At 71.7% G+C, this 23662-nt stretch carries 21 protein-coding genes; 10 read left to right on the forward strand and 11 right to left on the reverse strand.

Annotation, left to right across the window (positions count from 1 at the left end):
• Positions 1–136 precede the first annotated feature (136 nt).
• Both ACWDR3_RS23255 and ACWDR3_RS23260 read right to left on the reverse strand, forming a co-directional pair.
• Positions 137–1420 carry an SWIM zinc finger family protein gene (locus ACWDR3_RS23255; RefSeq protein ID WP_450354449.1) on the reverse strand — a complete coding sequence of 428 codons (1284 nt, stop codon included), beginning with the start codon at positions 1418–1420 and terminating at the stop codon, positions 137–139.
• A complete protein-coding gene (locus tag ACWDR3_RS23260) occupies positions 1417–4347 on the reverse strand; it encodes a DEAD/DEAH box helicase (RefSeq protein ID WP_450354450.1) in 2931 nt (976 codons plus the stop codon). Before ACWDR3_RS23260 ends, ACWDR3_RS23255 begins: the two co-directional genes overlap by 4 nt.
• Positions 4348–4530: 183 nt before the next feature.
• Between ACWDR3_RS23260 and ACWDR3_RS23265 the strand changes: the two genes are divergently transcribed.
• Positions 4531–4713 carry a hypothetical protein gene (locus tag ACWDR3_RS23265; RefSeq protein WP_401726133.1) on the forward strand — a complete coding sequence of 61 codons (183 nt, stop codon included), beginning with the start codon at positions 4531–4533 and terminating at the stop codon, positions 4711–4713.
• Between the two features lie 363 nt (positions 4714–5076).
• Positions 5077–8361, forward strand: coding sequence for a hypothetical protein (locus ACWDR3_RS23270; RefSeq protein WP_450354451.1), 3285 nt, complete (start codon positions 5077–5079; stop codon positions 8359–8361).
• Between the two features lie 100 nt (positions 8362–8461).
• Here the strand turns inward: ACWDR3_RS23270 and ACWDR3_RS23275 are convergent, their stop codons facing one another.
• The 3 genes from ACWDR3_RS23275 to ACWDR3_RS23285 form a co-directional block, all read right to left on the reverse strand.
• Positions 8462–9316 carry a hypothetical protein gene (locus ACWDR3_RS23275; RefSeq protein ID WP_450354452.1) on the reverse strand — a complete coding sequence of 285 codons (855 nt, stop codon included), beginning with the start codon at positions 9314–9316 and terminating at the stop codon, positions 8462–8464.
• Positions 9317–9451: 135 nt separating this feature from the next.
• Positions 9452–9748: a hypothetical protein gene (locus ACWDR3_RS23280; RefSeq protein ID WP_450354453.1), complete on the reverse strand. Its 297-nt coding sequence runs from the start codon at positions 9746–9748 to the stop codon at positions 9452–9454.
• A gap of 112 nt (positions 9749–9860) precedes the next feature.
• On the reverse strand, positions 9861–10460 hold the full coding sequence (locus ACWDR3_RS23285) for a class I SAM-dependent methyltransferase (RefSeq protein ID WP_450354454.1): 600 nt from the start codon (positions 10458–10460) through the stop codon (positions 9861–9863).
• A 151-nt stretch (positions 10461–10611) separates the two neighbouring features.
• On the opposite strand from ACWDR3_RS23285, the gene ACWDR3_RS23290 reads away from it, so the two are divergent.
• From ACWDR3_RS23290 to ACWDR3_RS23310, 5 genes are all read left to right on the forward strand, one after another.
• On the forward strand, positions 10612–11385 hold the full coding sequence (locus ACWDR3_RS23290) for an MHYT domain-containing protein (protein ID WP_450354456.1): 774 nt from the start codon (positions 10612–10614) through the stop codon (positions 11383–11385).
• A gap of 109 nt (positions 11386–11494) precedes the next feature.
• Positions 11495–14026 (forward strand): sensor histidine kinase, encoded by a 2532-nt coding sequence (locus ACWDR3_RS23295; protein ID WP_450354457.1) that lies wholly within the window; start codon positions 11495–11497, stop codon positions 14024–14026.
• The gene (locus ACWDR3_RS23300; RefSeq protein ID WP_450354458.1) at positions 14023–14460 is read left to right on the forward strand and encodes a roadblock/LC7 domain-containing protein; all 438 of its coding nucleotides are present in this window, start codon (positions 14023–14025) and stop codon (positions 14458–14460) included. The genes ACWDR3_RS23295 and ACWDR3_RS23300 overlap by 4 nt, the downstream gene beginning before the upstream one ends.
• Before the next feature lie 20 nt (positions 14461–14480).
• The gene (locus ACWDR3_RS23305; RefSeq protein WP_450354459.1) at positions 14481–14894 is read left to right on the forward strand and encodes a DUF742 domain-containing protein; all 414 of its coding nucleotides are present in this window, start codon (positions 14481–14483) and stop codon (positions 14892–14894) included.
• Between the two features lie 81 nt (positions 14895–14975).
• A complete protein-coding gene (locus tag ACWDR3_RS23310; RefSeq protein WP_450354460.1) occupies positions 14976–15581 on the forward strand; it encodes a GTP-binding protein in 606 nt (201 codons plus the stop codon).
• A gap of 24 nt (positions 15582–15605) precedes the next feature.
• Here the strand turns inward: ACWDR3_RS23310 and ACWDR3_RS23315 are convergent, their stop codons facing one another.
• On the reverse strand, positions 15606–16034 hold the full coding sequence (locus ACWDR3_RS23315; RefSeq protein ID WP_450354461.1) for a PPOX class F420-dependent oxidoreductase: 429 nt from the start codon (positions 16032–16034) through the stop codon (positions 15606–15608).
• Between the two features lie 92 nt (positions 16035–16126).
• On the opposite strand from ACWDR3_RS23315, the gene ACWDR3_RS23320 reads away from it, so the two are divergent.
• Both ACWDR3_RS23320 and ACWDR3_RS23325 read left to right on the forward strand, forming a co-directional pair.
• Positions 16127–16540 (forward strand): roadblock/LC7 domain-containing protein, encoded by a 414-nt coding sequence (locus ACWDR3_RS23320; protein WP_450354462.1) that lies wholly within the window; start codon positions 16127–16129, stop codon positions 16538–16540.
• Positions 16541–16665: 125 nt separating this feature from the next.
• Entirely contained in the window at positions 16666–17577 is a 912-nt protein-coding gene (locus ACWDR3_RS23325; RefSeq protein ID WP_450354463.1) for a DUF6397 family protein, read from the forward strand.
• Between the two features lies 1 nt (position 17578).
• On the opposite strand, the gene ACWDR3_RS23330 is transcribed toward ACWDR3_RS23325, so the two are convergent.
• A complete protein-coding gene (locus tag ACWDR3_RS23330; protein WP_450354464.1) occupies positions 17579–18445 on the reverse strand; it encodes an acyl-CoA thioesterase in 867 nt (288 codons plus the stop codon).
• A gap of 37 nt (positions 18446–18482) precedes the next feature.
• Positions 18483–20996: a DEAD/DEAH box helicase gene (locus ACWDR3_RS23335; RefSeq protein ID WP_450354465.1), complete on the reverse strand. Its 2514-nt coding sequence runs from the start codon at positions 20994–20996 to the stop codon at positions 18483–18485.
• Positions 20997–21141: 145 nt separating this feature from the next.
• Here ACWDR3_RS23335 and ACWDR3_RS23340 point away from each other — a divergent pair, with 145 nt between their 5' ends.
• On the forward strand, positions 21142–21936 hold the full coding sequence (locus ACWDR3_RS23340; RefSeq protein ID WP_450354466.1) for a metal-dependent hydrolase: 795 nt from the start codon (positions 21142–21144) through the stop codon (positions 21934–21936).
• Between the two features lie 62 nt (positions 21937–21998).
• Here ACWDR3_RS23340 and ACWDR3_RS23345 read toward each other — a convergent pair whose 3' ends face one another.
• The 3 genes from ACWDR3_RS23345 to ACWDR3_RS23355 all read right to left on the reverse strand — a co-directional run bounded on the left by ACWDR3_RS23345 (position 21999) and on the right by ACWDR3_RS23355 (position 23444).
• A complete protein-coding gene (locus tag ACWDR3_RS23345; protein ID WP_450354467.1) occupies positions 21999–22514 on the reverse strand; it encodes a carboxymuconolactone decarboxylase family protein in 516 nt (171 codons plus the stop codon).
• Positions 22515–22673: 159 nt separating this feature from the next.
• On the reverse strand, positions 22674–22940 hold the full coding sequence (locus tag ACWDR3_RS23350; RefSeq protein WP_450354468.1) for a type B 50S ribosomal protein L31: 267 nt from the start codon (positions 22938–22940) through the stop codon (positions 22674–22676).
• Between the two features lie 33 nt (positions 22941–22973).
• A complete protein-coding gene (locus tag ACWDR3_RS23355) occupies positions 22974–23444 on the reverse strand; it encodes a DUF5709 domain-containing protein (protein ID WP_450354469.1) in 471 nt (156 codons plus the stop codon).
• Between the last annotated feature and the right edge of the window lie 218 nt (positions 23445–23662).

Below are 23662 nucleotides of genomic sequence, written 5' to 3' on the forward strand. Positions count from 1 at the left end.
ACTGGGGGCGTCGGCTGCCCAAGCACACGGGCCGCCCGTAAGGCTGGTGGGGGCCCTGGCGGGCACATCCGGTACGGATCGAGTGCCGCCCATGTGTGCCGGGGTGGCGTCCGTCTGCGTCGGAGTGGCGCCCGTCTCAGGAGCCCTCCTCCGCGGCTGTCGGCTCCAAAGCGGCCAAGGCGGTCGCCGGATCCCTGGACGTGCCCGAGACGGGCACCCAGCGCCCCCGTTCGCTGCGATACGGCCACCAGCGACCGTCCCGTCCCAGGCGGAGTTGGTTCGGCGCACCGACGACGGTCCATCGGTTGCCCCGCATCCGCAGTGCCGGACGCTCGTCCTCGTCCCAGGCCGAATCCAGAGCCGCACGCGCGCGTGCGAGCGTTTCGTCGGCGACGGGCCACTCCTCCTCCAGCACGGACAGCGAGGCGGCACCACCTACGCGCCAGGCCTCAACGCCAAGCGCCAATTCCTCCCGGCCGCGCTCCGATCCGACGGCGAGCCGGTCCACGATCACGTCGTCCGGGGCATCGACGGCCAACCGGACGGCATCCTGGGCGACCGTCAACTCCGGTTCGCCGCCCGGCTGTTCCGATCCGGCGCGGAGGGCGTCGGCGAGCAGCCGCCGTGCCTCGACCGCCGTCCGGGCGATCAAGTGACGCAGGGCGGCCGGATCGACGCCCGGTCCGGGTGGGACATCGGTGTCCAGAGAGGGCACCACGGCGGGTGACACGGGCAGTCCGGGCGGGGTGGGCAACGTCGGCAGGATGTCGCCGGCCGCGTAGGCCTCGGCCGCGTCCACTCCCGGTGGCCCGGCGGGCGTCTCGGCGGGGGCGGCGCTACGGGCCTGGAGGTCGTCCAGGAGGGCGCGTTCGGCCCGTCCGCGTATCAGCAGCAGGACGAAGGGGTCCTCGTCCAAGAGCCGCGCCAACTGGTAGCAGAGGGCTGCCGTGTGCCCGCAGTGGTCCCAGGCGCCGCAGTCGCACTCCGGCTCCAACTCGCCCATGCCCGGCAGCAGTTCGACGCCCGCGGCCGAAGCGTCCTCGACCAGGTGCGGGGGCATCTCGCGGTCAAGGAGGGCCGCCACGTGCCCGGCCCGCTCGACGGTCATCTCCAGCAGGCGGTCCCACTGCTCCTCGGAGAGCTCCGCCAGGAGGACATCGGCCCGGTGAGCCGTCCGGTCCCGGCCCTGGACCACGGCCGTGATCCGCCCCGGCCGCACGGACACGGCACCCACCGCTCCGGTGCGCGCGAGCCTGCGGCCCGTCTTGAGCTGCTGCGAGTCCAGCGCCGTGTCCTCCAGCGCCTTCAGCCACGCCTGGCCCCACCAGGTCCGTGCGAAGCCTCGCCCCTGCGCGGGCGGCAGCGCGGCGAACGTCCGCTCCGTGCCGTCGTCGTAGGCATCACCGTCGTACGCGTTCATCGCCCGCCCCCTCGCAGCTCGACCAGAGCGGCCAGCTCCGTGTCCGTCAGTTCGGTGAGCGCCGCCTCGCCGGAGCCCAGCACCGCGTCGGCCAACTCCCTCTTGCGGTCGAGCATCTCGGCGATGCGGTCCTCGATGGTTCCCTCGGCGATCAGGCGGTGCACCTGCACGGGCCTGGTCTGGCCGATCCGGTACGCGCGATCCGTGGCCTGCGCTTCGACGGCCGGGTTCCACCAGCGGTCGTAGTGCACGACGTGCTCGGCCCGGGTGAGGTTCAGCCCGGTGCCCGCGGCCTTCAACGACAGCAGGAAGACTGGCACTTCACCGTCCTGGAAGCGCCGCACCATCGACTCGCGCTCGGCGACGGGCGTCCCGCCGTGCAGGAACTGGGTGTCGACGCCACGGGCCGCCAGATGCCGCTCCAGGAGACGTGCCATGCGCACGTACTGGGTGAACACGAGAACCGACGCCCCCTCGGAGAGGATGGTGTCGAGCAACTCGTCGAGCAGCTCCAGCTTTCCGGAGCGCCCGGCGATCTTCGGCCGCTCCTCCTTGAGGAACTGTGCCGGGTGGTTGCAGATTTGCTTCAGCCCGGTCAGCAGCTTCACCACGAGTCCGCGCCGCACCATGCTGTCGGCGGCCGCGATCTCCGCGAGCGTCTCGCGCACCACGGCCTCGTACAGTCCCGCCTGTTCCGTGGTCAGCGACACGGCACGGTCGGTCTCGGTCTTCGGAGGGAGCTCGGGGGCGATCCCCGGGTCCGACTTGCGGCGCCGCAGCAGGAACGGCTGGACGAGGCGTGCGAGCCGCTCGCCGGCCGCCGGGTCCTGTCCGCCCTCGACCGCCTGCGCGTACCGGGTGCGGAAGGTCCCGAGCCGGCCCAGCAGCCCCGGGGTCGTCCAGTCGAGGATCGCCCACAGTTCCGACAGGTTGTTCTCCACCGGGGTGCCGGTGAGCGCCACGCGTGCGCGTGCGCCGATGGAACGCAGCTGCCGCGCGGTCGACGAGTACGGGTTCTTCACGTGCTGCGCCTCGTCCGCCACGACCATGCCCCACGGCACCTCGGCCAGCCGGGCCGCGTCCAGGCGCATCGTCCCGTACGTGGTGAGCACGAACTCCCTGTCGGCCACGCCCTCCAGACCGCGCCGCGCCCCGTGGAAGCGACGCACGGGCGTACCCGGGGCGAACCTCTCGATCTCGCGCTGCCAGTTGCCCAGCAGGGACGTCGGGCACACCACGAGCGTGGGACCGGCCGACGGCTCCTCCGTCTGCCGGTGCAGATGGAGCGCGATCAGCGTGATCGTCTTGCCGAGCCCCATGTCGTCCGCCAGACAACAGCCGAGCCCCAGGGACGTCATCCGGGCCAGCCAGCTCAGCCCTCGCCTCTGGTAGTCGCGCAGCGTGGCCGCGAGCGCGGCGGGTTGCGCCACGGGATCCTGCGCCTCGGGATCCGCGAGCCGCTCCCGCAGGGCCGCCAGCCACCCCGTGGGCTGTACGTCGACCAACTGGCCGTCCGCCTCCGCGGAGCCCGTCAAAGCGGCGCCCAGCGCCTCCACGGGCGTGATCTTGCGCTCCTGCCGACCACGGGCGCGACGGACCTCACGCGGGTCCACGAGCACCCACTGATCGCGCAGCCGCACCACGGGACGGTTGGCCTCGGCGAGCCGGTCCAGCTCCTCGCGCGTGAGCCGCTGATCGCCCAGCGCGAACGACCAGTCGAAGGCGAGCAGCGCGTCGGCGGACAGGAACGACGGCGTGTCCGAGGCCAACCGTCCGGACTTCGGCGCGTCGTCCGGCGGACCGATCACGGCACGAGTGGTCAGCTCACGGGCGAGCTCCCTCGGCCAGTGCACGTCGACACCGGCCGTGGCGAGCGCCTGGGCGCCTGTTCCGAGAAGTTCGGTGATCTCTTCGTCGGCCAGTTCGACCGCGTCCGGCACGCTCGCCGAGAGCAGCGGGGCGAGCGGCGGCCAGGCCCGCGCGGCGCGACGGAGCGCGAGCAGGGCGTCCATACGCGCGCGTGGACCGAAGACGCCGGACCCGCCCCACACCTCGGTGGCGTCGGCCACGAGACCCGGATCGGTCACGCCGTGCACCTGGGGAACGGCCCGGAAGGACAGCGTCCCCTCGTCCAGGGCAGGGTCCGCGAGGCCGTGCACCTCGATCCGCAGCGAGATCCGTACGCCGGCGTCGTGACCGGCGGAGACATCGGCGGCCCAGGCGCGCTGCTCGGGCATGTGCCTCGGCTCGCGCGCCGCGTAGGCGGGCCCGCCCGTCACGAGCGGGGCGGCGGGGGAGCGGGGCAACGTGTCGGCCACCGCGTCGAGGAAGGCGCGCAGCAGCGGCTCAGGGTCGGGCAGCCGTGGCGGCTCCGAGCCGTCGAGCGCCACGGCATGGGCCTCAGGCGGCATCGTGGCGGCCAGCTGGCGGACGCGGTCGATGTCCTCCGTCGACAGTGGGCCCACCCGCCACGCGTCGTGGTCGCCGGAGGACAGACCAGGGAGCAGCAACCCCCGCGCCACGAACTGCAGGGCCAGTACGGAGGCCGCGCCCCAGAACACGCTCGCGCGGTGTCCGTTCACGTCGGCACGCGCACGCGTGAGCACCGGCAGCGCCGTCCGTACGGGCAGGACGACGGCGGGCACACTCGTCGGCAGGACGCCGTCGTCGTCCGGCACGATGACGGTCAGGTCCTCGACGGACCCGGCCGTGACGAGGGGCGGAGCGGTGCCGTCGGGCCGCCAGAAGGCGACTCTGCCGCTACGGGCCGGATCGCCCGGGACGAAGACGGCGCAGCAGCGGGCAAGTTCGGAGATCTCGGACGGTGTTGCCGTCTCGGACGGCGTTGCCGCAGGGACGCTCTGCACAGCGATACCGAACTCCTCAAATTTGACTACCAGGCCCTGAGGTCGCCGAGGGTACAGCATGGGAACGATCCACCGGAGCGGCCGATCCGTGACCTGGCCGGGTCCGGGATTGGGTAGGAGGGTCTCAGGGACGAGTAGGGGTCGCGCCTCAGGGATGTCTCAGGGTCGCCGTTCGGAACTGTGCGCGGCGCGGACCCGTTTTCAGGACAGAGAGCGGCCCCGGCCGCGAAGGAGGCGACGTACATGTCGAAGAAGGCGAAGATCGCCGCAGGGGGTGTGGCGGTCGGGCTCATCCTGTTGATCTGGCTGCCGTGGTGGGCGACGCTCCTGATCATCCTGGGAGTCCCGACCGCCGCGTACCTCACGTTGGACCCTTCCCAGCGGCGCAGGCTGCGCCGGGTCAGCCGCAAGGAGCTGGGTCGCTGACCGCACGGACACGGAGGTACCCCGGCACAGAGACACACCGACGCGCTCGGGCGGCGAGGTCGGCGTGCGCACAGGAGTTGGTCACATCGCCGTCCGGGGACCGTGCGACGTACGGCCCCGGACGACGGGTGGCGCCCAGTCCGGCGTCCGGTGCCAAAATCGTTTGCCTGCCGGACGGGCGGCACATCACCATGGCCGCATGAAGCATGGAAAGGAGGCCCAGCGACTCCTCGGTGAGCGCTGATGGCCCGATACGAGGCGTCCCGGACGCCGTCCGAACAGCCCCAGAACCACACGTCGCCGGCGCCCTTGACGCCGGCCTGGCTCAGGGCCCACTTCGACCCCTTGCCGTTCCCGGCACGCATGAGCGCCCTGGCTCGCTATGCCCGCACGCTCACTCCACACGCGTACGAGACCCTGCACCACGCCCTCGACACCGGCGACGGGGACGAGCGGCACACCGCTCTCTTCCTGGCGGTCGTCCGCCGGGATCTGGAACGGGTGACCGAGGCCTTGGCCGACCCGCTGCTGGGCCGCCGCGCGCGTGCGGCGGCCGTCCGACTCCCGATACCCGAACAGGCCCTGGAACGACTGGCGTCGAGCGACATCAGGGCTATTCGACTCGACACCTACCGGCTGCTCAGACGCAGCCGTCGCCACGCCCTCGCCGCCGCACTGCTGCCCGGCGTCTTCGAACGCCACGGCCTCAGGGAAGCGGCCGAGCTGCTGCCCGCCTGTCCTCCGGAGACCGTGGCGGCCTGGCTGCCCCGCGTCGAACCGTCCGCCGGCACGATCAACTCCCTTGCCCGCACGGCACCCCAGGCCCTCGCCGCGTATCTGGCGGCACAGAGCGAGCACCAGGCGGCGGAGGAGTCGTACGCCTTCCACCGGGGTCATCGCGGGGCCGCGACGGTCGCCGCTCGCCGTGACCCCGACGCGGCCCTCCTGCTCCTGGAGCGGGCCCCCGACCTGCTCACCTCGCGCGGAGTCCTTTCCGCGCTCTACCGGCCCGCGCAGGCGGTGGCCGTCCTGAGAGCGGCGCCGCCGTGCGAGGACGGCCGGCGTCGCGAATACGCCGTTCCCGCAGGGCCGTTGCCGTCATCTCTACGGCGGATCCTGGTCGGGCTGTCCGCGGCGGATCTCCTGGTGCTCGCCGAGCACTGCCCCGCCATCGACAGCAGGTACAGGGGGCCAGGCCGTCAAGAGGTGGCTCCCGACACCCTGTTGCAACTCCTTGCGCCCGTCGAACGGAGGCGGGTCGTGGAGAGCCGGATCGCGCGCCATCGATACAGTGCCTCCCTCGGTCCGGCGCTCGCCGCGCTGGACCCCGCCGACCGTGTGGCGTTGATCAAGCCTCGACTGAAGAACTCCCGCAGGCCCTGGTACTCGGCCCGATGGGCGGTGACCCTGCCCCTGGCCCAGGGCGAGCCGCTCCTGCGTGAACTTGCCGAGAATCACCGGGTCCACCATCGCGCCCAGGCCTGGCCCGCCCTGCTGGCCTGTGTGGAACTCCAGGGCGACCCGGCGGAGTTCGCCCGTGTCGCCCTCGACTGCGAACGGGCCTGGCACGACCGGGACGAGGTCCGCCGCCCGGCACTGCAGCAACTCGCCGGCACCGCACCCCACTTGCTCGCCGCCCTGCCCAAACAGGTCCTGCACGACGCCGTCCGCACCACCGTCCAGTCGCGCGACTCGACGGCGGACACCCTCGACGCGGCCCGAACACTGCTCCACCGCGTCGTCGAACGAGCGGCGGCAGTCGGCGACATCGAACGCGCGGTCATCGCCGTCGCGCTCCTGGGCGAGGTCGCGTCCGCGCCCCGGCACACCGGCCCGCTGACTCCTGTGCGCGTCGACGAGGTGGCCGCCCGCGCCATCTGGGCGGCCACGGAGCAGAGCGCACCCCAGCGGCCCGAGGTGGGCACGGCCCTCGCCGAACTCCTCAGGACGCATCTGACCGAGTTGCCGGACCTCGACGCGCAGGCGCGGGGCATCGCCGTCGAGTGCGACGACCCGGTGCTCGCGGCCCGGGCCGCCACTGCCTGGGTGTGGCCGCCGCGGCTGCGGGAACAGCGCTGTGCCGAACTGATCTCCCTGGACGCCACCTTCGCCACCGTGCCTCTCGTCCTGCGAACCGTCACAACACGCCGGACCGTCCTCCTCGATCCCGTACTGGCGGCCGCGAGCGGGGAGTTCAGAGGCCACCTGCGCCCCCGCGCCACGCCCTGGACGCCGCGGCTGCACCCCGGGGTGGTCGGCAGGTGGCTGCCGCGGCAGCGGGACGCGTGGAGCGAGCACCACGCGCGCGTGGCCGCCGACGAGGCGGCTCCCCTGCACGTCCGCACGGACGCGGCACAACTCCTGAGGGACCCCGCCCTGTTGACCGCGCTCGCCGCGGAGGCGCCGCAGCCTGTGGCAGCGGCAGCCCTCACCGCACTCGGTGAACTCGCCGTACGGATGGCCGAGGAGGCGCCTGACGCGGTGGCCCTCCGGGATCTTCTGTTGCGACACGCGGCGACCGGAGGCGTGCGGGGGCGGGCCGCGATGGCCGCGATCCGGCGGCTTCTCGCGCGACTGCCCGACGACGAGACGGTGCGCCTGCTCGCCCCAGTGGCCCGCGCCGCCGACGCCCCGGTCGGCACCCGCAAGGAGGTCGCACGGGTGCTGGGATCCCTGTCGGGCGACGACGCTTTCGAGGCCCTCGTCGCGGCCTGGGACCAGCCTGGCGGGCACCCTGATGTCCGGGCCGAGCTGGCCCGCGCGCTGCTGCCCGCGATCGACCGGCCCGGCGTGACCGACCGCCTCCTGGGCTCGGTTCACGAACGCGCCGTACGCGAAGCCGTCGTGCACGCACGCGTACGTGCGGTGCCCACCCCCAAGAGGCTGGCATACACGGCGCTCCTGGTGCGGATCCTCGAAGAGGGCGACGACGAGTCCGCGGTGGCCACGTGCGGCATCCTGCCGTCCTGGCTCGGGGCGGACACGCCGGACGGGATCCATGTGCTCACGAACGCCGTGGCGGACCCGGAGCGAGCCGGCCGGGTGTGGCACGCGGCGGCCCGCCAACTGGTGCGGCTGCCACCCGGACCGGTCTCGGAGGCCGCTGTCCGGCGCGCGTTCGATCTGCTGGGGGAGCGGGCCCGCGCGCGGGACCCTCTGGTGCGTACCGACGCCCTGCGCAGGCTGCACGCGGTGGCGGGCGACGTGCGGCCGGGTGGTGGCGACCGGCTGGTGCTCCCTGCTCTGGACACGCTGATCGACATCTTGGAGGAGGTCGGGTTGGCGACTGATGCCGCACGTCTCACCTGGGACGCGGCCCTGCGCGACATGAGCCACGGCAGACACCGGGCGGATCGCTGGGCGCGGCTGGCTCGGTTGTGCGAAGCCGCACCGACGCGCCTGTCGGTGCCCACGTACCTGCCCATGGACTTCGGGCGGTCACGCGTGCGCGAGGCGGCCCTCGCCGCGGCACGCGCTCTGGGTTCCCACGGCACGGCCCACTCCGGCCAGTTGGCCCTTGTGTTCGTCCGGGGAGGCGGTCAGGCCGCGAGCTGGGAGGAACCCTGGAGAGCCGAACTCGAGGCGCTACGAGCCCACCAGGACCCGGACACGGCGATGGGCGCTCTCCTCGTCGACACGGACCTGTGACGCCGAGCCGCGTCAGGTTGCACGCACGCGTGAGCGGGTTCGCCGATGCCGGGTCCCCGCCCCTGCTCGCGTGAGCTCCCCGCGCGCGTGACGCAGCCGTTCAACTGGGTCGTACGGCCATCTTGTCGAGCGCCTCCAGCAGGCCCGGCAGTTCCGGCCCGCGGCCCACCGGCAGGACCTCGCCCGGTTCCTCGTCGAGCAGTACGAACGCGATGTCGTCGGTCCTGGCCACGAGCGACCAGCCGGGACCGTCGGCACGCAGCGTCCGCGCCTCGCCCGGGGCGAAGGACGACCGCACCCGGCCCAGCGGCGGCGGGGAGTCCACGTATCCCCGTGCCTCCGACAGGACGCGTCGGATGCCGCTGTGGCCGGGCTTCTTCTCGGCGCCCTCGTCCAGGTCCTGATCGGCCTTCTCGGCCCCGTCGGGGTCCGTGGTGGCCTCGGGGACCCGGAAGTCGGCGTCGTCGATCTGCTCGCGCCACACGGCCCACTGGAGGGCGATCTCGTCGGCTCCGAGCCGCCGTTGGGCCGGCCCCCACGTCGTCGTGTCCGGCGGCGCCAGCGCGGGACCGTCCACGACGTCGGGACCCGGGTCGTGCGGTTCCGGCACTCCGGGAGCCGCGACGGCGACCGCCAGGGGCCAGCCGGGCAGGGCGGCGACGACCGTGCGCTCGGTGGGCGACAGGTCGTACTCCATGCCGCAGTCCCAGGACGCGATGGCCACGGCGACCAGGGAGACGTCGTCGACGACGACGGTCCACCGGGCGCCGTCGCCGTCCTGGCCGAGCACCAGGCCGTATCCGTCGGCGAGCGGCGCGAGGCCGAGCGCCGCGCAGGCCTCCGGATAGTCGTCGCCCAGCACGCTCGGGAACTTCGCCGGCGTCAGCAGTACCGCCGTGAGCACATAGAGCGCGTCGTCCTCGGCGGCGACGGCGTCCTCGTCCGTCCCGGCCATCCCAGCCTCCCCATCGGTTCGTCCAACGGCGCGCACCCTAATGCGACCGGAAGCAGCTTGTCACGACTGCCCAGCGACGCGGACCTGCAGTTTTCCGGGTGCACGGGGCGAATCGACCGCGCGATGCCCCGCGTGTCAGGCCGCGGGGAGCCCGAGGAGGGCGCGGGCCACGGTCTGAGGGGACTCGTCGCGTTCCCGCGCCAGCGCGATGACGGCCCTGCACGCGAGCTCGCTCACGCCGAAGGACAGTGCCTCCGGTGACACCCAGCCCGACGCCTCGTCCTGCCGGTCCTGGTCGTCCTCCGCGCGGGCCGACACGTAAGTGGCCGCGGCCTCGAAAAGATTGTGCGGATGTTTGTCCCGGCCAGGGTCCACCTCCACGCGCAACGCGTTGCGGACTCTGGAACCGGACTTGCGCACCTTGCCCCACATGCGAACCACCTTCCCCCTACGTGGTTGACATTCACTGAACGTTCATCTCCTGCTACTCAACGTAGAGTTGGAGTTCCCGCAGAAGAAGGGTCCAAGGCTAACCGCCGTTACGTCAGCCTTCCCGCACGGCCAGCGCCAGGAAACGGGTGTCCTCGTCGACGTAGAAGGTCATGCGCCAGCCCGAACCGGCAAGCAGGGAGCGAAGGTTGGGTTCGGCGCGCAGGTCCTCCGGGGTGATCTGCCGGCCCTGGCGCGCCGCGAGCGCGGCCCTGCCGATCGGATGGAACAGCGCGAGCGTGCCGCCGGGGCGCACGACGCGTGCCAACTCCCGCAGATTCTCGGTGGGATGCGGAAGGTGTGCGATGAGCCCGGCCGCGAACACCGCGTCGAGCGACCCCGACCGCACCGGCAGCGCGGACACGTCGGCGAGCAGCAACTGCCCCTGACGGTCCCTGCCGGCGGCTACGGCGGCCTGGAGCATGGCAGGCGTCAGATCGGCGCCCATGACCGCTCCGGAGGGCCCCACGGCCGTCCGGAGCGGCGGCAGGGCCCGCCCGGTGCCGCAGCCCGCGTCCAGCACACGGTCGCCCGCGCGCAGCCCCAGCTCGGCGACCGCCGCCGCGTAGGCGGGACCGTCGTCGGGGAACCGGCGGTCCCAGTCCGCGGCGCGCGCGGTGAAGAACTCCCGGACATGCGTGTGGTCGTCGCTCATGCTCCGCATGATCCCTCACCGACACGGATGACGCCCCAGTGCGCACGTTCGAGCTGGACGCGATCGTTCAGGGGTACCGCTGTGTCATATTTCAATACCTTTCGAAATGCGCCCTCTTTGTGCGCCCCTGTCCTCCTAGCGTCCCGGGGTCATGGGACACCTGGACCACGCGACCTTCGGTTGGCTGACCCCCGTGCTGTCGTACGTGATGGCCTGCATCGGCTCAGCCCTCGGGCTGCGCTGCACCGTCCGCGCGCTCGGCGCCACCGGACGGTCGCGCCGCAACTGGCTCATCACCGCGGCCTCGGCGATCGGCACCGGCATCTGGACCATGCACTTCGTGGCCATGCTCGGCTTCGGCGTCAGCGGCACCGACATCCGCTACGACGTGCCGCTCACCATCGCCAGCCTGCTCGTCGCCATGATCGTCGTCTGTGCCGGCGTCTTCGCCGTGGGCTACGGCAAGGACCGCACCCGCGCGCTCCTCCTAGGCGGCCTCACCACCGGGCTCGGGGTCGCGAGCATGCACTACCTGGGCATGGCGGCGGTCCGGCTGCACGGCGACGTCGACTACGACCCCGCGCTCGTCGGCCTGTCCGTCCTGATCGCCGTCGTCGCCGCGACGGCGGCCCTGTGGGCGGGGCTCAACATCAAGTCGCCCGTCGCCGTCTTCGGCGCCTCGCTCATCATGGGGGCCGCGGTCGCCAGCATGCACTACACCGGCATGTTCGCGGTGCGCGTCCACGTCACCCCTTCCGGCGCGGCCCTGCCCGGGGCCACGGCGATGCAGTTCATCTTCCCCCTCGCCGTCGGCCTCGGGTCCTACCTCTTCCTGACCTCGGCCTTCGTCGCACTGTCGCCGACCAGTGGGGAGCGCGAGGCGTCCGCCTCCGCCCAGCGGCCGGTCGAGAGCGCCTTCGGCTAGCCACCACCGGATCGACGGCACGCCCCGAGGCACCGTCGCGAGCGCGTCGCCGACCCCGGCGGCCGCGGCCCGACGGCCCGCCCCCGAACCACTTCCGAGCGAGGAGGCCATGCGTACACCCCGTAGGACGCCCGCACTTGGCGCCGAGACGTCGAACACACCTCCGGCGCGCGGTCGTCGCGCGCACGCGGGACCGCCGGCCGAAGAAGGCCCGGAGGACCCCGTGGGTGCGCCGCCGGAGGAGGCACCCGAGCGTTCCAGTGGCTGGCGAATAAGGCCGCGGACCGTTCGGGCCAAGATCGTCTGCCTGCTGATGGTGCCGGTCGTCTCACTGCTGGCCCTGTGGGCCTTCGCCACCGTCAGCACCGCTCAGGACATCGCCAGGCTGCGGCAGTTGCAGCGCGTGGACTCCGAGATCCGCACACCCGTCGCGACGGCCGTCACCGCCCTCCAGGCCGAGCGCACGGCCGCCATGCGGTACGCCACCCACCCGACGACCGGGCAGAGCAGCGACTACAAGAAGCTCGCGGAGCGCACCGACCGGGCCGTGGCCGAACTCCGGCTCGGCGACGACAACACCGTCGCCGACAGCGAAGAACTGCCCCCAGGAGTGGCCCGACGGCTCGACACGTTCGTCACCGGCGCCGAACGACTGCGCACGCTGCGCAAGACGGTGCTCGACCGACGCACGGGCTGGGACGAGACCTACAAGCAGTACACCGACACCATCGCCACGGCCTTCGCGGTGGGCGGCGCGCTCACCAGCATCCAGGACGCCGACCTCGGCTCCGACGCACGCGTACTGCTCGAATTCTCCCGCGCGGGAGAGGCGTTGGCCCAGGAGGACGCACTCGTGGCCAGCGCGCGGCTCGCCGGCGGCCTGCACGGCGAGCGGCTGCGGCTGTTCACCGGCGCCGTCGACACGCGCCGCGCCCTCACCGACGCAGCCGTCGCCGACCTGCGCGGCCCGGAACGCAGCGCCTGGCGGAACCTTGCCGCGGGCAGCGCCTACACGGCCCTGGGCACCGCGGAGGACAAGGCCCTCGCCGGCACCCCCGGCCCGCTCACCGCGGCACCCTCGAACAGCTGGGACACACCGCACGCGCGCGTGCAGAACGGCATGCGGACGATCGAGGACCGGGCGGGGCAGGGCGTCGCGAACCGGGCCGACCCGTTCACCCGCGGTCTGCTCACCCCGGCCGGTGCCGCGGTCCTCTTCGGCCTCGCCGCCGTCGCCGCCTCGCTCGTCATCTCCGTACGCATCGGCCGCGGCCTCGTCGTCGAGTTGGTCGGGCTGCGCAACAGCGCCCTGGAGATCGCCCGGCGCAAGCTCCCCGAAGCGATGCGGCGGCTGCGCGCGGGCGAGGATATCGACGTCCACGTGGAGGCCCCGCCGGGACCGCCCGCCGAGGACGAGGCGGGCCAGGTCGCAGAAGCCCTCGGCACCGTGCACCGTGCCGCCCTGCGCGCGGCCGTCGAACGCGCCGAACTCGCCAGCGGCATCTCCGGAGTGTTCGTCAACCTCGCCCGCCGCAGCCAGGTCCTCGTGCACCGCCAACTGAGCCTGCTGGACAGCATGGAACGCCGCTCCGACGACCCGAACGAACTGAGCGACCTGTTCCGGCTCGACCACCTCACCACCCGTATGCGGCGCCACGCCGAGAGCCTGATCATCCTCTCCGGAGCCGCGCCGGGCCGGGCCTGGCGCATGCCGGTCTCGCTGACCAACGTGGTGCGCGCGGCCGTCTCCGAGGTCGAGGACTACGCACGCGTGGAGGTACGACAGCTCCCCGAGGCGTCCGTCCTCGGCACGGCCGTCGCCGACCTCACGCACCTCCTGGCCGAGATCGTCGAGAACGCCGCCCAGTTCTCGCCGCCCCACACACGCGTACGTGTCAGCGGGGAGCCCGTCGGCAACGGCTACGCGATCGAGGTCGAGGACCGCGGCCTCGGCATGGGCAGCGAGACGCTCGCGGAGGCCAACCGCCGCATCGAGCAGTCCGAGGCACTGGACCTCTTCGACAGCGACCGGCTCGGCCTCTTCGTCGTCAGCAGGCTCGCCGCCCGGCACGACATCAAGGTGCATCTGCGCACCTCGCCCTACGGCGGCACCACCGCGGTCGTCCTGCTGCCCACCCCGCTGCTGCACGGTGGCGCGGCGGAACGGTCGGCGGCGGAACGTTCATCCGAGAAGGCCGCCGGCAGGGAGCGGTTCGCGGAACGCGAGTACGCGCGCGTGCCGGGCGCCGCCTCCCGCCAGGAGTCCGTCCCGGCACCGGCCGAACGGCCCGCGCTGGTGCCCACCGCGCAGGCCGCGGTGGAGGAGACGGCGCCCGAAACCCCACCACCCGGAGTCACCACCTTGCGCCTGCACCGTCCCCCGGACGACGTCGAGGAGTCCGACGACCTGCCCCGCCGCGTACGCCAGGCGAACCTCGCCCCGCAACTGCGCAGGCAGCGCCCCGAAGAGCCCGACCGGGCCGCCGCGCCCCACCACGACGATGGCCGCACCCCCGAAGTCGTACGGGAACGCATGGCGGCGTACCGCGACGGCTGGGCCCGCGGCGGCGGCAGGCAGCCAGGGCGTGGCGCCACTCCGGATTCCACAGCGCGCAGGGACAGTGAAGGAGATCCCGCATGATCAAGGACCCGAGCATGAGGGCCGCCCCGCAGTCGGGTGAACTCGACTGGCTGCTGGACGACATGGTGCTGCGCGTGCGCGAGGTACGGCACGCCGTGGTGCTGTCCAACGACGGCCTCGCCGTGGGCGCCTCGACCGACCTGCACCGCGAGGACGCCGAACACCTTGCCGCGGTCGCCTCCGGCTTCAACAGTCTGGCCAAGGGAGCCGGCCGCCACTTCGGCGCCGGAGGCGTGCGCCAGACCATGGTGGAGATGGACGACGGCTTCCTGTTCGTCGCCGCCGCCGGCGACGGCTCCTGCCTCGCCCTCATCACCGACGTGACCGCCGACATCGGCCTGGTCGCGTACGAGATGGCACGGCTGGTCAAGCGCGTCGGCGAGCATCTGTACACGGCACCACGCGTCGCCGCGCGGCCCCCGGCCGCCGGATAGGCCGAGGGCGGTCCGCGCACATGAACCTGGACAGGACAGGCGCCCCGCACGAGCCGGGCAGCCAGTGGTACGACGGTGAGGCCGGGCCGCTGGTCCGTCCGTACGCCATGACGGGCGGACGCACCAGGTCGGGACCCGCCGGGGTCCGCTTCGACCTGATCGCCCTCGTCACCCTGGACGCGAGCGCTCGCGGTATCGACGACGACCCCACGCTCGGGCCCGAGCACCGGGCCCTGATCGACCTGTGCCGCACGGAGACGCAGTCGGTCGCGGAACTCGGCGCGGGCGCCGATCTGCCCGTCGGCGTGATCAGGGTGCTCCTGGGCGACCTGCTGGAGCGCGGCTGCGTCACCGTCAGCCGCCCGGTGCCACCGGCGCAGCTTCCTGACGAACGGATTCTGCGCGAGGTGATCGAGGGGCTGCGGGCGCTGTAGCCGAAGTTCACGACCATCCGACGGCGAGTTCAGCCTCATCCGACGTTGCCCGTACTCCCGTACTCCCGAGAGAAGTGATCAATGGACTCCGAGCACTCCGATGCCGCGGGCGGCGAGACGACCGCACTGGCGTTGAAGATTCTGGTCGCCGGCGGATTCGGCGTGGGCAAGACCACCCTGGTGGGCGCGGTCAGCGAGATCAAGCCGCTGCGCACCGAGGAACTGCTCAGCGAGGCGGGCCAGTTGGTGGACGACACCGACGGCGTCGACCACAAGGTCACGACCACCGTCGCCATGGACTTCGGCCGCATCACCATCCGGTCCGGCCTGTCCCTCTACCTCTTCGGCACCCCCGGCCAGGACCGCTTCTGGTTCCTGTGGGACGAACTGTCACAGGGAGCGCTCGGCGCCGTCGTCCTGGCGGACACCAGGCGCCTTGAGGACTGCTTCCCGGCCGTGGACTACTTCGAGCACCGGCACATCCCGTTCGTGGTGGCCGTCAACTGCTTCATGGGCTCCCGCAGGTACGGCCCCCAGGACGTCTCGCGCGCCCTCGACCTCGACCGGGGAACTCCGGTGGTGCTCTGCGACGCCCGCGACCGCGACTCCGGGAAGGAGGTGCTGATCCGGCTCGTCGAGTACGCCGGGCGGATGCACACCGCCCGGCTGCTCGACTCGGTCGGCTGACGCGGCCGCGATGCGGCCGTGAAGTCAGCTCGCGACGGCCTTCTCCGCCAGGATCTTGTCGACCGCGATCCGGACGAGGAGCTCCCCGGGCACGCCGTTGCGCTCCCCGAACTCCGCGGCGCGCTCCTCACCCATGTACCGCGCGCCGATACGGCCGGCCCAGTGCCGCAACTCGTCGAGATCCTCCGAGATCCGGGCGCGGCCCTGCAGCACCACGTAGTCGAACGGCGGCCGATCGTCGTCAATACACAGCGCGGCCCGTCCGTCACGGGCCAGATTCCGGCCCTTCACGCTGGTCTTCGCGGTGTTGAACACGATGTCGTCCCCGTCGAGCAGGAACCAGATCGGCGTCACATGCGGGCTGCCGTCGGCCCGGACGGTGGAGAGTTTCGCGGTGCGGGTGCCGTGCGAGACGAAGGCCCGCCATTCCTCATCGGTCATCTTCTGTGCCATGCGCCCATCCTCCTTGCTCGCGCGCCGGTGGTGGGGAAGGCTGGCGAGGGATCCTCCCAAGAGGGGGAGTCGGCACACGGGGAGTCGGAGACATGGTGCAGAACGAGGGACTCGGCTGGCTGCTGGACGACCTCACCGAGCGGGTCGAGCACGTACGCCACGCGTTGGTCCTGTCCAACGACGGCCTGGTGACAGGCGCGAGTACGGGACTGCGCCGCGAGGACGCGGAGCATCTCGCCGCCGTATCGTCCGGACTGCACAGCCTCGCCAAGGGCTCGGGGCGCCACTTCAGCGCGGGCGGGGTACGCCAGACCATGGTCGAGTTCGACGACGCGGTGCTGTTCGTCACCGCGGCCGGCTCCGGCAGCTGCCTGTGCGTGCTCAGCGGGGCCGACGCCGACATCGGCCAGATCGCGTACGAGATGACCCTGCTCGTCAATCGAGTCGGCGAGCATCTCGGCGTGGAAGTCAGGCAGCCCGAGCGATCACCGGTCGCAGAGGCCTGACCTGCGATTTCGTCCCCTCCCGCGGAGTTATCCACAGGCTCGCCACGAGATTCGCCGAATTGGCTACGGTTTTTTCCGAGGCCACGCGGACGGCGCGGGCCCCTCACTCCACGGGGGAGACGAGCATGTCAGGCAACACCGTCACGAAACCGCAGTCCCTGTCCTTCGCGCCGAGTCGCGCGGCCAGGGAACTGGAGCTCAGGCGAGGGGAGTTCGACCTCGCCGTACACCTCGGCTGTGTCAGGACCGTGCCCGACGAAGGGGGCGGAGGCCGGCGGGTCACCCGCACCGAGATCGACCGGTTGCGCACCGAGAAGGGCTATCCCGAGGCGCTGCGGAAGCGCGTCGAAACGGTGGGCACGAAGCAGGGGGCGGACCTGCTGGAGGTGACACCCGCCAGGTTCACCCGACTGGCCAGGCTCGGCGTGGTCGTGCCCGTGAACTTCTACCTCAACCGCTACCGAGCCGTGGTCTGGCTGTATCTCGCCGAGGAGCTGCGGCAGTTCGCCGCCGACGGGGACAGCACGGGTCTGCTCAGTGGCACGACACCGTCCGGACTGCGCGAGCAGTTGGAGGCGGGGCTGGATCTGCGGGCACGGAACTGGCGGGGACGGCACCTCGGGTTCCTGCTCCGGCAGGCCGACGGCCACCCCTGGGCCCGCGCGGCGGCCGTGGCTTCACTGCTCGATCCCGTCCAGGTCGCGGAGATCGTCCACGACCCCTACGAGCGCTCCCATCTGAGCCGCTTCCGACCCAGGCCGGTGGCCCACGGAACCCCCGGCTCGCCCTCCGCGCAGCTCGCCGAGCGGATCATGACGGCGGACCACCCGGACGAGATCGGCTGGCTGCGCGCCGACCTCGCACAGGCGGTGAGCGAGGCCCGCCTCGACCACCCGGCACCGCGACCGACAGCGAATCCGACGGCACCGACACCAGCCGCACATCACGATGTCCCTGCGCATCACGACGACCCGGCCCACCCGGAATCGGAGCGATCCCGTGGCCTGCTGAGTCGCCTGTTGCGCAGAAACCCGTGAACTACAGCGCCCTGAACAGCCCTTCCTGGACCACGGACACCAGCAGCCGTCCCTCGGTGTCGTAGATCCGCCCACGGGCCAGACCCCGGCCACCCGTGGCGATCGGCGACTCCTGGTCGTACAGGAACCACTCGTCCGCGCGGAACGGCCGGTGGAACCACATGGCGTGGTCCAGCGACGCCATGTCGAAGCTCCGCGGACCCCACAGGGGCTCGACCGGGATGCGGACGGCGTCCAGGAGAGTCATGTCGCTGGCGTAGGTGAGCGCGCAGGTGTGCACGAGCGGGTCGTCGCCCAGCGGCCCGACCGCGCGCATCCACACGGCACTGCGCGCCTCGGCGCCCTTCAGGTCCTCGGCGCTCCAGCGCAGCCGGTCCACATAGCGGATGTCGAAGGGCTGGCGGCGCGCCATCCGCTCCAACTGCTCGGGCAGCGCGCCCAGATGGGCCCGTACCTCCTCCGCGACGGTCGGCAGGGACTCCGGGTCCGGAACCTTGCGGGCGGGCGGCAGCTGGTGCTCGAAGGGTCCTTCCTCAGGCTTGTGAAAGGAGGCGGTGAGATTGAAGATCGTGCGGCCCTGCTGCACGGCGGTGACCCGGCGGGTCGTGAACGACCTGCCGTCCCGCACCCGTTCGACCTCGTACACGATCGGCACGCCCGGCCGGCCCGGGCGCAGGAAGTACGCGTGCAGCGAGTGCACCGGACGGTCGCCCTCCGTGGTGCGGCCGGCGGCGACCATGGCCTGGCCCGCCACCTGGCCGCCGAAGACCCGCTGCAGGGACTCCTGCGGGCTGCGGCCACGGAAGATGTTGACCTCGATCTGCTCCAGGTCGAGCAGGTCGACCAGTCTCTCGGCCGGGTTCGTCATGCGTGGAGTTCTCCTTGGTTCACGGCTGTCCGACGACTCACAGCTGACCGACGTCGGTGACCCGGACGACCGCTTGGCCCTCCGCGTCGGAGGCCGCGAGGTCGATCTCCGCGCTGATGCCCCAGTCGTGGTCGTCGTTCGGGTCGTCGAAGATCTGGCGGACGCGCCAGATGCCGTTCTGCGGCTCCTCCTTGATCACGAGGAGCTTGGGGCCGCGGGCGTCGGGACCGGTGCCGAGGTCGTCGTACTCGTCCCAGTACTTGTCCATCGCCTCGCCCCAGGCGTCCGCGTCCCAGCCGTGCTCGGCGTCCAACTCGCCCAGTTCGTCGACGTGGTCGAGGGCGGCGAGCTCGACGCGGCGGAACATGGCGTTGCGGACCAGGACGCGGAAGGCACGCGCGTTGGCGGTGACGGGCTTGACCTCGTCGGCCTTCTCCTGGGCCTCCTCCGCGGTCATCACCTCCGGATTGGCGAGCTGCTCCCACTCGTCCAGCAGGCTGGAGTCGACCTGGCGGACCATCTCGCCGAGCCACTCGATCAGGTCCTGCAGATCCTCGGACTTGAGGTCGTCCGGGATGTTGTGGTCCAGCGCCTTGTACGCGCTGGCGAGGTAGCGCAGCACGATCCCCTCGGTGCGGGCCAGCTCGTAGTGGGACACCAACTCCGTGAAGGACATGGCCCGTTCGTACATGTCACGGATGACGGACTTCGGCGACAGCGGATGGTCGCCCACCCACGGGTGGCTCTTGCGGTAGGTGTCGTACGCGTGGAAGAGCAGCTCCTCCAGGGGCTTCGGGTACGAGATGTCCTGGAGGCGCTCCATGCGCTCCTCGTACTCGACGCCGTCCGCCTTCATCGCGGCGACGGCCTCGCCCTTCGCCTTGTTCTGCTGGGCGGCGAGGATCTGCCGCGGGTCGTCCAGGGTCGACTCGACGACGGACACCATGTCCAGGGCGTAGGACGGCGACTCGGGGTCCAGGAGCTCGAACGCGGCGAGCGCGAACGTGGACAGCGGCTGGTTGAGGGCGAAGTCCTGCTGGAGGTCCACGGTGAGGCGGACGATGCGGCCGGAGGCGTCCGGCTTGTCGAGCTTCTCGACGATGCCGCCGTCCAGCAGCGAGCGGTAGATGGCGATCGCGCGCCGGATGTGCCGCAGCTGCTGCTTGCGCGGCTCGTGGTTGTCCTCCAGCAGGTGGCGCATCGCGTCGAAGGCGTTGCCCGGACGGGCGATCACCGACAGCAGCATCGTGTGCGTCACCCGGAAACGGGACGTCAGCGGCTCCGGCTCGGAGGCGATGAGCTTCTCGAAGGTGCTGTCCGTCCACCCGACGAAGCCCTCCGGCGCCTTCTTGCGGACCACCTTGCGGCGCTTCTTCGGGTCGTCGCCCGCCTTGGCGAGCGCCTTCTCGTTCTCGATGACGTGCTCGGGGGCCTGGGCGACGACGAAGCCCGCCGTGTCGAAGCCGGCGCGTCCGGCGCGTCCCGCGATCTGGTGGAACTCCCGGGCACGCAGGGTGCGGACGCGATTGCCGTCGTACTTGGCCAGGGCGGTGAACAGCACTGTGCGGATGGGGACGTTGACGCCCACGCCGAGCGTGTCCGTACCGCAGATGACCTTGAGGAGACCGGCCTGCGCGAGCTTCTCCACCAGACGCCGGTACTTGGGCAGCATGCCGGCGTGGTGGACGCCGATGCCGTGCCGGACATAGCGGGAGAGGTTGCGGCCGAACTTGGTGGTGAAGCGGAAGTTGCCGATCAGCTCGGCGATCTGGTCCTTCTCCTCGCGCGTGCACATGTTGATGCTCATCAGCGCCTGCGCCCGCTCCACGGCCTGCGCCTGGGTGAAGTGGACGATGTAGACCGGGGCCTGCCGGGTCTCCAGCAGCTCGGTGAGGGTGTCGGTGAGAGGGGTGAGCCGGTACTCGTAGGACAGCGGTACGGGACGGGTCGCCGAGCGGACCACCGAGGTCGGGCGACCGGTGCGCCGGGTGAGGTCCTCCTCGAACATCGAGACGTCGCCGAGCGTGGCGGACATCAGGATGAACTGCGCCTGGGGCAGCTCCAGGATCGGGATCTGCCAGGCCCAGCCGCGGTCCCCCTCCGCGTAGAAGTGGAACTCGTCCATGACGACCTGCCCGACGTCCGCGCCCTTGCCGTCGCGCAGCGCGATCGACGCGAGCACCTCGGCGGTGCAGCAGATGACGGGCGCGTCGGAGTTGACCGAGGCGTCACCGGTCAGCATGCCGACGTTCTCCGTGCCGAAGATCTTGCACAGCTCGAAGAACTTCTCCGAGACCAGCGCCTTGATCGGAGCCGTGTAGAAGGTGACCTCGTCCCGGGCCAGCGCGGCGAAGTGCGCGCCCGCCGCGATCATGCTCTTGCCGGACCCGGTGGGCGTCGACACGATCACGTTCGCACCGGAGACCACCTCGATCAGCGCCTCCTCCTGATGGGAGTAGAGCGTGAGACCGCGTTCCTGGGCCCACGACTCGAAGGCTTCGTAGAGGGCGTCGGGGTCGGCGGTCGCAGGGAGCTGATCGATGAGGGTCACGGACCCATCTTGCCTGGCGTCCTCCCTCAGGGGGGAATCGGATGTCCGCCCGAAGATCACGACCTATACGCTGTGTCGCCGACGGAGCGTCAGCGAACTCGGTCAACTGGACAGCGGTACACGAGGAATGGGGCGGGCAACGGCCATGATGGGACCAGCACACTCACTGTCGGGCGCCGCGGCCTGGCTCGGTGTCGGAGCCGCGGCCGCCGCGGCCGGGCACACGATGCCCTGGCCGGTCCTCCTGGTCGGCGCCTTGATCTGCGCCGGCGCCGCGCTCGCCCCGGACCTGGACCACAAGGCCGCGACCATCTCCCGGGCTTTTGGTCCCATCTCGCGCGGGTTGTGCGAGATCGTGGACAAGCTCTCCTACGCCGTCTACAAGGCGACGAAGAAGCAGGGCGACCCGCGCCGCTCCGGCGGCCACCGCACGCTCACGCACACCTGGCTGTGGGCGGTCATGATCGGGGCCGGGGCGTCGGCGCTGGCCATCGTGGGGGGCCGCTGGGCGGTCCTCGCCCTCCTCTTCGTCCACATGGTGCTGGCCATCGAAGGCCTGTTGTGGCGGGCGGCCCGGGGCTCCAGCAGCGATGTCCTGGTCTGGCTCCTGGCGGCGACCAGTGCGTGGATCCTGGCCGGTGTCCTGGACAAGCCGGGCAACGGCGCGGACTGGCTCTTCACGGCTCCCGGCCAGGAGTACCTGTGGCTGGGGCTGCCGATCGTGCTGGGCGCGCTCGTGCACGACATCGGCGACTCGCTGACGGTCTCCGGCTGCCCGGTCCTGTGGCCGATCCCGATCGGTCGCAAGCGCTGGTACCCGATCGGCCCGCCGAAGATCATGCGCTTCCGGGCGGGCAGCTGGGTCGAGCTGAAGGTGCTGATGCCGGTGTTCATGCTGCTCGGCGGTGTCGGCTGCGCGGCGGCGCTGAACTTCATCTGAGGGGCGGGCCCCTCCGGGCGGGGCACGGCGGTCGTGCCCTCACCCCGGAGAGGCCCCGGCCGTCAGTCCCGCCACTGCTCGCCGGGTCCCACTCCGGGCAGCGGCCGGCCGATGGTGGCCAGGGGGAGGAAGAACAGCCCCTGGCCGATCGCGAACGTCAACGTGGTCAGGGCCCTCTCGTCGTAGTGCTCGGACACCTGCGCGTAGAGGTCGGCGGAGACCCGCTCACCGTGCGGGTTCGGAGTGAGCACCGCCTCGATCAGCGCGAGCGCGGCACGCTCGGCGTCCGTGAAGTACGGCGCGTCGTGCCAGGACGACACGGCCGTGATCCGCTCCTCGGACTCCCCGGCCCTGCGCAGGGCACCCGTGTGCATGACGGTCAGGTAGGTGTTGCCGACCAGCTGGCCGAGGCGCAGATGGATCAGGCCGATCGTGGTCTGCGGCACCGAACCGTTGCCGACGGCCTTGAACAGGGCTTCGGAGACCGGTGCGAGCTCGGGGACGGTCTTGAGCGGGTTGGGCAGACGCGACTGAGTGGTCACGGCGTTCTGCGCGGAGACGGCGTTCTGTGTGGTCATGGCGTTCTGTTCTCCGGATCCTCGACATCGTCGGTACGGGCGAAGGCAGCTTCGGTACTCGCGAAGTGCTTCTGTCGCACTGACGGATGTCGAGGCCCGGATGTGACCGGCGAACGCCAAGAATCTCCGGTCGGCCGTGCGGGGGCGCCGCTAGCCGGTTCAGCCGGTGGGACCCGCGCCGGTTCCGCTGCCGTAGCGCCGCTCGAACTGGGCGATGCGGCCCTCGGTGTCCACCGTCCGTGCCTTGCCGGTGTAGAACGGGTGGCTCTCCGAGGAGATCTCCACGTCCACCACCGGGTAGGTCTCGCCGTCGTCCCACTCGATGGTCTGCTCGCTGGTCGCGGTGGAGCGGGTGAGGAAGGCGTAGCCGGCCGCGCGGTCGCGGAAGACGACCGGGTGGTAGTCGGGCTGCTTGTCGTTCTGCATGCGAGCTCCTTGGCAGGTCGGCCGGGCGACGGTTCAGCCGGACAGGGTGTCCTCGTCGACGATGTGCATGGCGGCTTCCTCGGCGGAGGCCGCGGCGCCGTCGATCCCCACGTCCGTGGCGATCAGCGCGCTCTCCTCGTCCTCGTGGGCGCCTTCGTCGGGCGCCACGAGCCGGCCGGAGCGGAAGTCGCCGACCTCGTTGTCCAGGAGCTCACCGTCCGAGTCGTCGGAGTCGCCGAGGCCGTCGCCGTCGTAGGCGCCGAGGTCGGGGATCTCCTCGGCGAGCCGCTGGTCCAGCGTCTCCCCGCGCTGCCCCTCGGCCGCCGTCACACCCTCGTGCTCCACGGCCCACGGCCGCTCCGGAGGGGACCAGCCCCGGTCGAGCGGGTCGTCGACACCGTCGTCGTCCAGGGTGTCCTCCGGGTCGAGCAGACCCGAGTCCTCCTGGATCTCGGATCCGTCGGGCTGGTAGACGTCGTCTCCCCATCCGTCGGCGCTGGTCACGGGTACCTCCAGGTGATGGGGACAGGCCCGCTGTGGCTGGCGGGTCGCCGGCACGCGGCGCGAACCGGTACCGGTGCCCAGCCTTCCACCCCCTTTCGGGACCGCGCAACGGCACAGGGCGACGAGCCGGCCGGGCCGCGAGCCCGACCGGCGTCCGAGACCGGGGTCCCGCTCACCGGTTCACCCTCGCCTCGGCTCATCACCTCAGCCCCGCCTGG

It is taken from the genome of Streptomyces sp. NPDC001002 (assembly GCF_053599215.1).

Excerpts from the sequence above, each read along its gene's own strand:
- ACWDR3_RS23255 (WP_450354449.1), bottom strand. The coding sequence starts at position 1,420 with ATGAACGCGTACGACGGTGATGCCTACGACGACGGCACGGAGCGGACG.
- ACWDR3_RS23260 (WP_450354450.1), bottom strand. The coding sequence starts at position 4,347 with ATGCTGTACCCTCGGCGACCTCAGGGCCTGGTAGTCAAATTTGAGGAG.
- ACWDR3_RS23265 (WP_401726133.1), top strand. The coding sequence starts at position 4,531 with ATGTCGAAGAAGGCGAAGATCGCCGCAGGGGGTGTGGCGGTCGGGCTC.
- ACWDR3_RS23270 (WP_450354451.1), top strand. The coding sequence starts at position 5,077 with ATGAGCGCCCTGGCTCGCTATGCCCGCACGCTCACTCCACACGCGTAC.
- ACWDR3_RS23275 (WP_450354452.1), bottom strand. The coding sequence starts at position 9,316 with ATGGCCGGGACGGACGAGGACGCCGTCGCCGCCGAGGACGACGCGCTC.
- ACWDR3_RS23280 (WP_450354453.1), bottom strand. The coding sequence starts at position 9,748 with ATGTGGGGCAAGGTGCGCAAGTCCGGTTCCAGAGTCCGCAACGCGTTG.
- ACWDR3_RS23285 (WP_450354454.1), bottom strand. The coding sequence starts at position 10,460 with ATGAGCGACGACCACACGCATGTCCGGGAGTTCTTCACCGCGCGCGCC.
- ACWDR3_RS23290 (WP_450354456.1), top strand. The coding sequence starts at position 10,612 with ATGGGACACCTGGACCACGCGACCTTCGGTTGGCTGACCCCCGTGCTG.
- ACWDR3_RS23295 (WP_450354457.1), top strand. The coding sequence starts at position 11,495 with ATGCGTACACCCCGTAGGACGCCCGCACTTGGCGCCGAGACGTCGAAC.
- ACWDR3_RS23300 (WP_450354458.1), top strand. The coding sequence starts at position 14,023 with ATGATCAAGGACCCGAGCATGAGGGCCGCCCCGCAGTCGGGTGAACTC.
- ACWDR3_RS23305 (WP_450354459.1), top strand. The coding sequence starts at position 14,481 with ATGAACCTGGACAGGACAGGCGCCCCGCACGAGCCGGGCAGCCAGTGG.
- ACWDR3_RS23310 (WP_450354460.1), top strand. The coding sequence starts at position 14,976 with ATGGACTCCGAGCACTCCGATGCCGCGGGCGGCGAGACGACCGCACTG.
- ACWDR3_RS23315 (WP_450354461.1), bottom strand. The coding sequence starts at position 16,034 with ATGGCACAGAAGATGACCGATGAGGAATGGCGGGCCTTCGTCTCGCAC.
- ACWDR3_RS23320 (WP_450354462.1), top strand. The coding sequence starts at position 16,127 with ATGGTGCAGAACGAGGGACTCGGCTGGCTGCTGGACGACCTCACCGAG.
- ACWDR3_RS23325 (WP_450354463.1), top strand. The coding sequence starts at position 16,666 with ATGTCAGGCAACACCGTCACGAAACCGCAGTCCCTGTCCTTCGCGCCG.
- ACWDR3_RS23330 (WP_450354464.1), bottom strand. The coding sequence starts at position 18,445 with ATGACGAACCCGGCCGAGAGACTGGTCGACCTGCTCGACCTGGAGCAG.
- ACWDR3_RS23340 (WP_450354466.1), top strand. The coding sequence starts at position 21,142 with ATGATGGGACCAGCACACTCACTGTCGGGCGCCGCGGCCTGGCTCGGT.
- ACWDR3_RS23345 (WP_450354467.1), bottom strand. The coding sequence starts at position 22,514 with ATGACCACACAGAACGCCGTCTCCGCGCAGAACGCCGTGACCACTCAG.
- ACWDR3_RS23350 (WP_450354468.1), bottom strand. The coding sequence starts at position 22,940 with ATGCAGAACGACAAGCAGCCCGACTACCACCCGGTCGTCTTCCGCGAC.